The sequence below is a fragment of the Isoptericola hypogeus genome, assembly GCF_039531145.1.
GTDB lineage: Bacteria > Actinomycetota > Actinomycetes > Actinomycetales > Cellulomonadaceae > Isoptericola > Isoptericola hypogeus.
Genome location: NZ_BAAAPM010000008.1, coordinates 244761 through 253939, shown reverse-complemented (window position 1 = coordinate 253939; position 9179 = coordinate 244761). Strand labels below are relative to the sequence as shown.

The 9179-nt window shown below is 73.9% G+C and carries 8 protein-coding genes; 5 read left to right on the top strand and 3 right to left on the bottom strand.

Translation table 11 applies throughout. The features are described 5' to 3' along the window. The coding region (locus tag ABD254_RS16830; RefSeq protein WP_344249766.1) for a GAF and ANTAR domain-containing protein at positions 1-589 on the top strand (589 nt) is incomplete at its 5' end. Positions 590-604: 15 nt separating this feature from the next. Here the strand turns inward: ABD254_RS16830 and ABD254_RS16825 are convergent. The 3 genes from ABD254_RS16825 to ABD254_RS16815 form a co-directional block, all read right to left on the bottom strand. Continuing rightward, positions 605-2674, bottom strand: coding sequence for a CocE/NonD family hydrolase (locus ABD254_RS16825; RefSeq protein ID WP_344249765.1), 2070 nt, complete (start codon positions 2672-2674; stop codon positions 605-607). Continuing rightward, positions 2671-3990, bottom strand: a complete 1320-nt coding sequence (locus ABD254_RS16820) for an ATP-binding protein (protein WP_344249763.1) — start codon at positions 3988-3990, stop codon at positions 2671-2673. The genes ABD254_RS16825 and ABD254_RS16820 overlap by 4 nt, the downstream gene beginning before the upstream one ends. Before the next feature lie 146 nt (positions 3991-4136). Then, positions 4137-5714, bottom strand: coding sequence for an NAD-dependent epimerase/dehydratase family protein (locus ABD254_RS16815; RefSeq protein WP_344249762.1), 1578 nt, complete (start codon positions 5712-5714; stop codon positions 4137-4139). A gap of 252 nt (positions 5715-5966) precedes the next feature. Here ABD254_RS16815 and ABD254_RS16810 point away from each other — a divergent pair, with 252 nt between their 5' ends. From ABD254_RS16810 to ABD254_RS16795, 4 genes are all read left to right on the top strand, one after another. Beyond that, the gene (locus ABD254_RS16810) at positions 5967-6386 is read left to right on the top strand and encodes a YybH family protein (RefSeq protein WP_344249760.1); all 420 of its coding nucleotides are present in this window, start codon (positions 5967-5969) and stop codon (positions 6384-6386) included. A gap of 230 nt (positions 6387-6616) precedes the next feature. Beyond that, positions 6617-7282: a fasciclin domain-containing protein gene (locus ABD254_RS16805; protein ID WP_344249758.1), complete on the top strand. Its 666-nt coding sequence runs from the start codon at positions 6617-6619 to the stop codon at positions 7280-7282. 198 nt (positions 7283-7480) lie between these two features. Continuing rightward, positions 7481-8383, top strand: coding sequence for a DUF4397 domain-containing protein (locus ABD254_RS16800; protein WP_344249757.1), 903 nt, complete (start codon positions 7481-7483; stop codon positions 8381-8383). Beyond that, the gene (locus ABD254_RS16795; protein WP_344249756.1) at positions 8380-9084 is read left to right on the top strand and encodes a class F sortase; all 705 of its coding nucleotides are present in this window, start codon (positions 8380-8382) and stop codon (positions 9082-9084) included. The genes ABD254_RS16800 and ABD254_RS16795 overlap by 4 nt, the downstream gene beginning before the upstream one ends. The last annotated feature ends 95 nt before the right edge of the window (positions 9085-9179 follow it).

Genomic DNA, 9179 nt, shown 5'->3' with positions numbered 1-9179 from the left:
GGACGGCGCCGCCGCTGGGCTGCTGGTGCGGCCGTCCGACGACGCCCCTCTCGAGGTGCTGGCCGCGACCGACCACGTCACGACGCACCTCGAGATCTACCAGGCCCAGCGCGACGAGGGGCCGTGCGTGGACGTGTGCACCACCGGCCGGCCCGTGGTCGCGGTCGGTTCCTCGACGATCCTCGAGCGCTGGCCCGTCGTCGGTCGCGCGATCGTGGACGCCGGCTTCCGGCGCGTGCACGCCTACCCTCTCGCTTGGCAGGGCCGGGCCCTCGGCGGTCTCAACCTCTTCGGCCGCGAGGCGCGCACCCTCGACGAGGCGAGCGGACGCGCGGCACGCGCGATCGCGGACATGCTCACGCTCGTCGTCGCGCAGCCCGAGCGGGTCCTGGACGACGAGATCACCCGCCGCCTGACGCGGGTCCTCGAGGGCCGGGTAGTGATCGAGCAGGCCAAGGGTGTGCTTGCCCAGAGCATGGGCGTCGACACGGCCGACGCCTACGCCGTCCTGCTCGCCATGCGCGACCGGGACGGCACGACACTGAGTGCGACCGCGCGCTCCGTGATCAAGGCCGCGCACCGGCGCTGAGGGCGACCGGTCGGCTCAGGCGAGGTCGCGGGCGATCCGCCGCCGCCAGTTCTGCGAGTAGACCCGCGGGTTCCCCTGCTCCTCGTCCAGCTCGTACGCGTCGAGCTGCGCGTTGATCAGGAACTCGGACGCCGTGCACGTCATGACGGTGCGCGTGACGACCTCGACGCGCCAGTCGTCGCCGTTGTCCAGCCGGCGGACCGTGCGGGTCTCGCCGCGCGCGGACGTGACGTCGTTCCAGCGGAAGCTGTACCACTCACGCGTGTCGCGGTGGATCACGGTCCCGGTTTCCTCGAGCCGGAAGGTCCCCTGGTCGTTGACGATCTGCAACGTCGAGACGTCGCTGGCGAGGTCTCGGGTGACACGCCACGAGTGCTGGCCGGTGGCGAGCACCGTCGTCTCCTCCTCCGGCGCGGCCTCCGGTGGGCCGAGGGGCGAGAGGCGCTCGTCCTCGGGCCGGGGACGGCGGACCGGCAGGTACAGCGCGCTGCTGCCGGTCGTGATCGTCACGGTCACCGGCTCGGGGGCCGGCCAGACCAACGGCCAGTACGACGTCGAGATCGACACCCGCAGCCGGTGCCCGGCCGGCAGGGACTGGGCGATGCCGTTGAGCTGGACGGTGACCGGGTAGGTGCGGCCCGGCTCGAGCGCCCGCGGGTGCTCGCTGCCCTCGCGGTGGGTGAGGTTCAGCACCCCGTACGTCACGCGCGTCGCCTCCCCGTCAGGAGCGACGTCGGACAGCCGGACCGCAAGCTGGGCCACCGGACGGTCGGCGGAGACCTCGAGCTCCACGCGGGGCAGACCGAGGATCTCCAGGGGCTCGGTCAGCGGCTCGGTGTCGAACACGAGGGCGCCGCCGTCCTCCTCACGCTGGTCGTACGGCAGGTCGGGCACTGCGGAGTAGGACGCCCACTTGCCCGCGAACATCCCGACGCTGAGCGGCGAGCTCAGGCTCACCCGGTGCTCGCCGGCCTCGTCCTCGTCGCCGCTGGGCGCGGCGGGCCCGGCGCCCGCCGGCACGAGGCGATGGGGCGTGAACCGGTACTCGTGGTCGGCGATCTCGGGCGCCGGCCAGCTCGGCTCGGCGACCCAGCGGCCGGGACGGTCCTCGTACGAGGCGCTGGGCGGGACGCTGTCCTGCATCCACGCACGCAGCATCGGCTCCTCGTCGAGGCCGGTGTCGCGGCCCTTGAGCCAGTGGTCCCACCAGCGCACGACCTCCTGGAGGAAGCCGACGGCCGGGCCCGGCACGCCGAGGTGCGGGTAGCGGTGCCCCCAGGGGCCGATGAGGCCCTTGCGGGGGACGTCGAGGTGCTCCAGGAGCCGGAAGATCGCGTTGGTGTACCCGTCGGCCCAGCCGCCGACGGCCATCACCGGGCACCGCACCCGGGAGTAGTCCTCGCAGACCGACGCCGGCTTCCAGTAGTCGTCGCGGCGCTGGTGCCGGAGCCAGGTGTCCAGCCAGAGCCCGCTGCCCTCGAGGCGTTCGCGCCACATCTCGCGCCAGCGGTCCCCGACGACGGCAGGGTCGGGCGGCAGGCTGTTGAACGCGAACATGACCGTGGCCTCGGACAGGTTGTCCGCGAGCAGGCAGCCGCCCATGTAGTGCATGTTGTCGACGTACAGGTCGTCGGTCGCCGACGCGCTGATGACCGCCTTGAGCGCGGGTGGTGCGGCGGCCGCCACCTGCAGGCCGTTGAAGCCTCCCCAGGAGATGCCCATCATCCCGACGTTGCCGTCGCACCACGGCTGCTCCGCGATCCAGGCGATGACGTCCTCCGCGTCGCGGAGCTCCTGCGGGCGGTACTCGTCCACCAGCACGCCGTCGGAGTCGCCGCTGCCGCGCAGGTCCACCCGCAGGCAGGCGTACCCGTGGCCGGCGATGTAGGGATGGTTGGCCGCGTCCCGGCCGCGGGTCGCGTCCCGTTTGCGGTACGGGATGTACTCCACGACGGCCGGCACCGGACGCGTCGCGGCGTCGACGGGCGCCCACATCCGTGCGGCGACCCGCTGACCGTCGCGGACGGGGATGAACACGTTCTCGACGGTCTCGACCTGGTGGGGCAGGTCGGTGACGGTCCTCATCCAGGGACCTCCTTCTCCTCGGGGACGGGATCGAGCTCGAAGGGCAGCAGCTCCATCGCCTGGCGGAACCGGTCGGCGAGCTGGGCGTGGTCGTCGGCCCCGAGGTAGACGCTGCCCAGCTTGAACCGGTAGCTGTCCTGGTGCGGCAGGTCGGCCAGGCGGTCGCCGGGCGCCACCTGCAGCGTGACCTTGGTGTCGGGGAGGGCACGCTCGAGCGCGGCCAGGTGCTCCTTCCCGGGGACGCTGCGCACGATCGCGTCCGCGTCGTGGAAGACGTGCCACTGGCCGGCGACGGCGAACCGGCCCTCCCGGTGCGGCATCTGCGGGGCCTCGCCCAGCGCGACGTCGATGGCCACCTCGTGGTTGGACGTGCCGTCGACCTTGAGGAAGAGCTCGGTGTGGGACTGGGAGATGCGGGTGTTGACCTCGATGAGCCGCAGGAGGTCGGTCTCGCGGTCCCACATGTACTCGACGTTGAAGGCGCCGTCGTCGTAGCCGATGTGGTGCAGGAAGCGCTCCGCCGTGTCGACCATCCGCTGCTGCACCTCCGCCGGGACCGTCACGGCGGGATAGTCCAGGTGGTCGATGCTGTGCCCGTCCCTGTGCATGTCGACGATGCCGTGCACGCTGAACCTGCCGCGGGCGACCACGCCCTCGGGAGCGACCTGGATCCCGGTGATGACCTCCTCCGCGAGGCAGGTGTTCCCGCCCGCTCCTCGGAGGCTCTCCGGCAGCTCCACCCGGCGCAGCACCTGGTTGAAGGCGTCACCGACGTCGGTGATCTCTGCCCGGATCTCGTCGAGGGCCGCCGTGAACTCCGTCTCGTCGTGGATCTCGAACCCCAGGTTCGACGAGTGCGCCTTGACCGGCTTCACCCAGAACGGGAAGGGCAGGTCGACCTGGCCCAGGGCGTCGTCGGCGAACGGGTCGAACGCGGCGAAGCCGGGAACCACCTCGGGCACCGCCCGCCGCTGCTCCAACCGGCTCCAGTACTTGTGCTCGCACCTGAGGACGCTCGTGACGGACGGGGCCGGGATGCCGTGCTCGTGGGCCAGGATCGGGGCCAGCAGCGAGCTCGGGAAGTCCCAGTGGCACACGATGGCGTCGACCGGGCTCGGGAAGTCGGCGAGCTGTGCGCGCGCCGCCTCGAGCAGGGCGTCGAAGTCGGGGTCCGTGTCGCGGACGAGCGTTCCGTAGTCGAGCAGCGGGTGGAACGCGTAGCGCGAGGCGCGCCGCATCCGCCCCAGCTCCTGGCGCTGCAGGTCGGTCATGCCGAGCACGAACACGTTGCGTGTCCGGTCCTCGGGGGCGCTCATGTGGTCCTCCCTGGTCGTGGTGCACCGCCACTGCTCGACGCGAGACCGTCCAGGCTCCGCCGGAACCAGCGTGCCCGCACGTCCGGCAGGAGACGTCGGGCGTGGCGGACCCGGAGCGGCCGCCGGGCAGCACGGGGCCGGCGGCGTCATGCCGGGTCGCGGAAGGCGCGCCGTCTGGCGTACTCGTGGAAGCGGTCGAGCGTCGCGAGCTGGCGCTGGACGAGCTCGGCGAGCTCGCGGAAACGCACCGGGTCCAGGCCGAGGGCGTCGGCATGCTCCTCGAGCGTCTGCCAGCCACCCAGCTTGCCGACCACCGCGGACCGCATGAGCTCGGTCTCCAGCACCACCGACATCGGCGACCGCCGCACGACGCGCCCGTTGAGCTTGAGGCGGCCGAGCCGCTCCGCCACCCCGGCGGCGAGCTGGCGGTGCCGGCGCGGCGGCAGCCCGAGCGTCTGAAGGAGCCCGCGATACAGCTCGCGCTCGCCGCGGACCTGCTCGGCCAGCTCGACGAGCTCGGCGTGCAGCGGCAGGTCGCCGTAGTCGCCGACCATCCGCTCCGCGCGGCCGAGGCCGGCCGTGGCGCCGGTCAGGTGGTCGGACAAGTACAGCCCGAGCAGCTCCCGGTCGATCTCCGGGGGCACCGACGCCCCGCCCGGCGCCCGCACCGGCACGACGGACCCGTCCGGCGGCCGCGTGGGCGCCGGACGCAGCGGGGCCGAGCCGATCCCCCGGCCCTCCGCCATCCCGCGCACGACCTCCTCGAGCGCCTCGGCCGCCGTGAACCGGGGCTGCCAGCCGAGCTCGGTCGTCAGCCGGGCGGTGTCCATGACCGGCACGGCCATCCCCATGTCGAGCCAGCCCGGGTCGGACGCCACCACCCGCGCGTCGTAGGCGAGCCGGAGGGCGGCCCGCACGAGCCGGGGCGGCAGCTCGACGACACTGCCGTGGTCGACCACGCGGGCGATGTCGTGCCCCCGCAGCTGGTCGGGCGCGGCGACGTTGAACGCACCGCCCGCCCGGTGCAGCAGCACCCGCAGGTAGGCGTCCGCCGCGTCGTCGGCGTGCACCGCCTGGAGGCGCAGCCCCGCCGGGAGCGGGACGAGGGGAGGTCGTACGTGGCGCAGCAGCCCGACGGGCAGGACCGGACCGACGAACAGCCGCGTCACCTCCGCCCCGGCGTCGTCCTGGAACACCAGCGCCATGCGCATCCGCGCGACGACCACCTCCCGGTGGTCGCGCTCGAGCTCGTCCAGCACGTCCTCCTGGGCGGCCTTGTCGACGCTGTAGTGCGACGTGGGGATGCCTCGTGCCGGCCAGTCCTCGGCCCGCGGCACGTCGCCGCCGCCGGGCGAGTAGGCGCCTACGGACGACGCGACGACGAGGTGCGGGACGCCGGCGCGCACCACAGCCCGCGCGACCCGGCGGGTGCCCTCCACGTTCGTCACGCGCAGCAGGTCGCGGTCGCGGTTGGGCTGGATCAGCCAGGCGAGGTGCACGACGGCGTCGGCCCCGCGGAACAGCGTCGAGAGCCGCTCGACCACCTCGGTCTCGTCCCCCGCCAGGTCGAGGGCCGCCCACTCGGCGTCCCGGTACGGCTGGGCGGCTCGGTCCGGAAGGCGGCGGGCGACCCCCAGGACGGAGGTGATCTCCGGTGCGGCCGCCAACGCCCTGAGGACGGCGGTGCCGACGTTCCCGGTCTGTCCGACGACGACGATGCGCATGCCTCACCGTGGCATCGAGAGCGGATGCACGCAGGCGAGACCCAGGGCGGCGACGCCACCGGCGACCATGACGACCACCACCACGACGGAGCACGGCGGGGCTGACCGCGGCGCGCCCCACGCCGAGGACCTCGACCCCACCCTGGCCCCCTCACGGTCGACGAGGTGCTCGACGCCGGCGGGAGCCCTGTCGAACGGGACTACCGTGACGACACGGCCGACTACCGGACGAACGACGAAGGAGGCTCCGCGATGGACCGCGAGCAGGTCATGAGCTGGGTGGAGGGCTACGAGCGCGCGTGGCGCGACGGCGACGCCTCGGCAGTCCCGAGGTTGTTCACCGAGGAGGCGAGCTACGCCCGCTCGCCCTACGACCAGGCGTTGCAGGGGCACGCGGCGATCGAGGACTTCTGGACCGTCGACGCCGGGTCGACGTTCACCATGACGGCGGAGCCGGTGGCGGTCGAGGGCCGTTCTGCCGTCGTCCGCGTGGGGGTGCAGTACACGGCGCCCGAGGCCCAGGAGTACAAGGACCTCTGGGTGCTGCGGTTCGACGAGGACGGACGGGTCGAGGACTTCGAGGAATGGGCCTACTGGCCCGGCAAGCCGTACACGGCCGCGAGCACGCCGGCGTGGCCCCCGGCCGCCCAGGGGCCCACCTCGGAGATCTGACCGGCGGCGGGCCCGCCGGTCAGCGCGCGGGCGGCGCCGGCAGTCCGTCCGTCGGGACGGCGACGCCCCACGCCTCCCAGCCCTGGGCGCCGCGCTCGAGCAGCCCGGCTGCCGGTGAGACCGGGTGCATCCGCGACGGCCCCGCGGGCCGAAGAGTGGATGGGCGTCGACGTACGCCCCGCGGCCCGTGCGGGCCGTGACCCAGGTGATCCACGAAGGAGTCGACGACGATGAAGCTTCGACAGTTCCTCCGGACCTCGGTAGCTGCCACGAGCGCCGTGGGACTCGCCGCGGTCGGCATGGCCCTGGCCGCCCCGGCCGCCTCTGCGGCACCCGCCGCACCGCCGTCCGGGACGACGAGCCTCGCCGAGGTGCTGGCGGCCGACGGCGACACGTTCGACCGCCACTGGTACGACTTCGACGTGGCCGACCAGGCGGTCGCCGCGGTGCTCGCCGCCAAGCCGGACAGCCCGGTCGCCGTGCTCGCCGACGGGTCCGTGCCGCTGACCGCGTTCCTGCCCAACGACCGCGCCTTCCAGCTGCTGGCGTTCGACCTCACGCACCGGTGGGAACGCACCGAGCGGGGCGTCCTGAACCGGATCGCCGGGGCGGTGGGCATCGACGCCGTCGAGCAGGTGCTGCTCTACCACGTCGTCCCCGGCGCCACGATCACGGCGCGCCAGGCGCTGCGGTCGGACGACGCCGAGCTGACGACCGCCCAGGGTGCGACGTTCCGGGTGGACGTGCTGAGCAGGTGGTTCCCGCTGGTCCGTCTCGTGGACCAGGACCGCGACGACTTCAACCCGTTCCTCGTCGCCAGCAAGCTCGACCTCAACAAGGGCAACGCGCAGATCGCGCACGGCATCACCGCCGTGCTCCGGCCGCTCGACCTCTGAGGATCACGACGGAGGGCCCCGGCGATCGCCGGGGACCTCCGTCGTGCCGCCCGCTCGGTGGCCGCCACGACGAGAGACGCTAGCCAGGCGACTTTTCCGGGTTTCAACTTTCTTGCATCCGTCCGGCCGCCGCGGGGCGAAGAGGGGGTGTCAGGACACGCAGGTCCTGGCGGAGGACGTCGAGACCCGGAGGACACCATGGAACGCACCCCACGACGCAGCGCAGCGCTGGTGGGCGCATCGGCCGCCGCCCTGATCGGCCTCACGGCGCTGGCAGCGGCACCCTCGGCAGCGGCGGACACCGCCGACGGCGCCGTCCTGTCCGTCATGCACGGCGTCCCCGACACCCCGGTGGACGTGTGGGTGGACGACGAGCTCACCGTCGACGACTTCGAGCCGGGTGACATGGCGGGGCCGCTGGACCTTCCCGCCGGGACCTACGCCGTCGCCGTGACGGCCGCGGACGCCGAGGACGCGAGCGACCCGGTGATCGGGCCGATCGACCTCGAGCTCGAGGCCGGCGGGAACTACACCGCCGTCGCGCACCTGGACGCGGACGGGCAGCCGACCGCGACGCTGTTCACGAACGACATCTCCGCCACCGCCGCGGGCGAGGGGCGGCTCACGGTCCGACACGTGGCTGCCGCACCGGCCGTGGACGTGCTCGCCGGCGGCGACGCCGTGATCTCCGGCCTGGAGAACCCGGACGAGGAGGCCCTCGACCTGCCCGCCGGCACGGTCTCGGCGTCGGTCGCCGCTGCGGGCACCACCGAACCGGTCCTCGGGCCGGCGGACGTCGAGGTCGCCGACGGCGTCAGCACGATCGCATACGCCTGGGGCAGCCTGGAGGACGACAACCTGGCGCTGGCCACCCAGACCATCGAGGGCCTGCACTCGTCGCCCGGCGGCGTGCCTGCCGGGACGTCCGGGCTCGCCGCCGGTGTCGAGGCGCCGAGCAGCGGGTTCAGCACGGGGGCGATCGCGGTCGGCCTCTCGATCGTCGGGTTCTTCCTCGTCGCGTCGGTCGCGATGCTCTTCGGGGCGCGTCGTGAGCGCGCGCGGCAGGCGGCCGGCGGTTCGCGCCACACGCGGCGCGGATGACGCCGCTTCCTCGCACGATCGTGGCGCGGGCGGCCTGCAAGGGTGCCGTCCGCGCCGCGGTCGTGGCGGCCGCCCTGGCGCTGGCCGGTTGCGCGGCCGACGACGCGGCGCCCACGTCGCGCGCCGGGGACGGTCCTGCGCACGGCGTCGGTGCCGCACCGCAGCGCACCCCGGGCGCGACGGAGGGCCGGCGCGCCGCCACCCCCGCGGCCGACGTCCCGGTCCGACCCGCCAAGGACTCCCCCGACCCGGCACCGCCCGCTCCCGTGCGCGTCGAGGTGCCCGCGCTCGGGATCACCGTGCCGGTCCGGGCCACCGGCGTGGACGACCGGGGCGCCATGGCCCTGCCCGGCTCGGCCGACGTCGCGGGCTGGTACAGGTTCGGCGCCGCGCCCGCGAGCCCCGCCGGCACCACCGTCGTCGCCGCGCACGTGGACGACGAGGACAGCGTCGGCCCGTTCGCGCGGCTGAACGGTGCCGAGACCGGCACCGTCGTGCGCGTCCGCACCGAGGACGGCACCACGCACAACTACACAGTGACGAACCTCCGCGCGACCGCGAAGCACGAGCTGTCGCCCGACGCGGTCTTCGACCGCTCCGGGCCGTCGCGGCTCGTCCTCGTGACGTGCGGCGGCGAGTGGGACGCAGAGGCGCGCTCGTACGCGCAGAACGTCGTGGTGACGGCGGTCCCTGCGCGCTGACCACGCCGGACCGTCCGCGCGGGTGGTCCGGACGGGCGCCCTCCCCCTACGATCGGCACTAACCGACCGCGGTGTCGCCTACCGGCCGCCGCCAG

Excerpts from the sequence above, each read along its gene's own strand:
- ABD254_RS16825 (WP_344249765.1), bottom strand. The coding sequence starts at position 2,674 with ATGAGGACCGTCACCGACCTGCCCCACCAGGTCGAGACCGTCGAGAAC.
- ABD254_RS16820 (WP_344249763.1), bottom strand. The coding sequence starts at position 3,990 with ATGAGCGCCCCCGAGGACCGGACACGCAACGTGTTCGTGCTCGGCATG.
- ABD254_RS16815 (WP_344249762.1), bottom strand. The coding sequence starts at position 5,714 with ATGCGCATCGTCGTCGTCGGACAGACCGGGAACGTCGGCACCGCCGTC.
- ABD254_RS16810 (WP_344249760.1), top strand. The coding sequence starts at position 5,967 with ATGGACCGCGAGCAGGTCATGAGCTGGGTGGAGGGCTACGAGCGCGCG.
- ABD254_RS16805 (WP_344249758.1), top strand. The coding sequence starts at position 6,617 with ATGAAGCTTCGACAGTTCCTCCGGACCTCGGTAGCTGCCACGAGCGCC.
- ABD254_RS16800 (WP_344249757.1), top strand. The coding sequence starts at position 7,481 with ATGGAACGCACCCCACGACGCAGCGCAGCGCTGGTGGGCGCATCGGCC.
- ABD254_RS16795 (WP_344249756.1), top strand. The coding sequence starts at position 8,380 with ATGACGCCGCTTCCTCGCACGATCGTGGCGCGGGCGGCCTGCAAGGGT.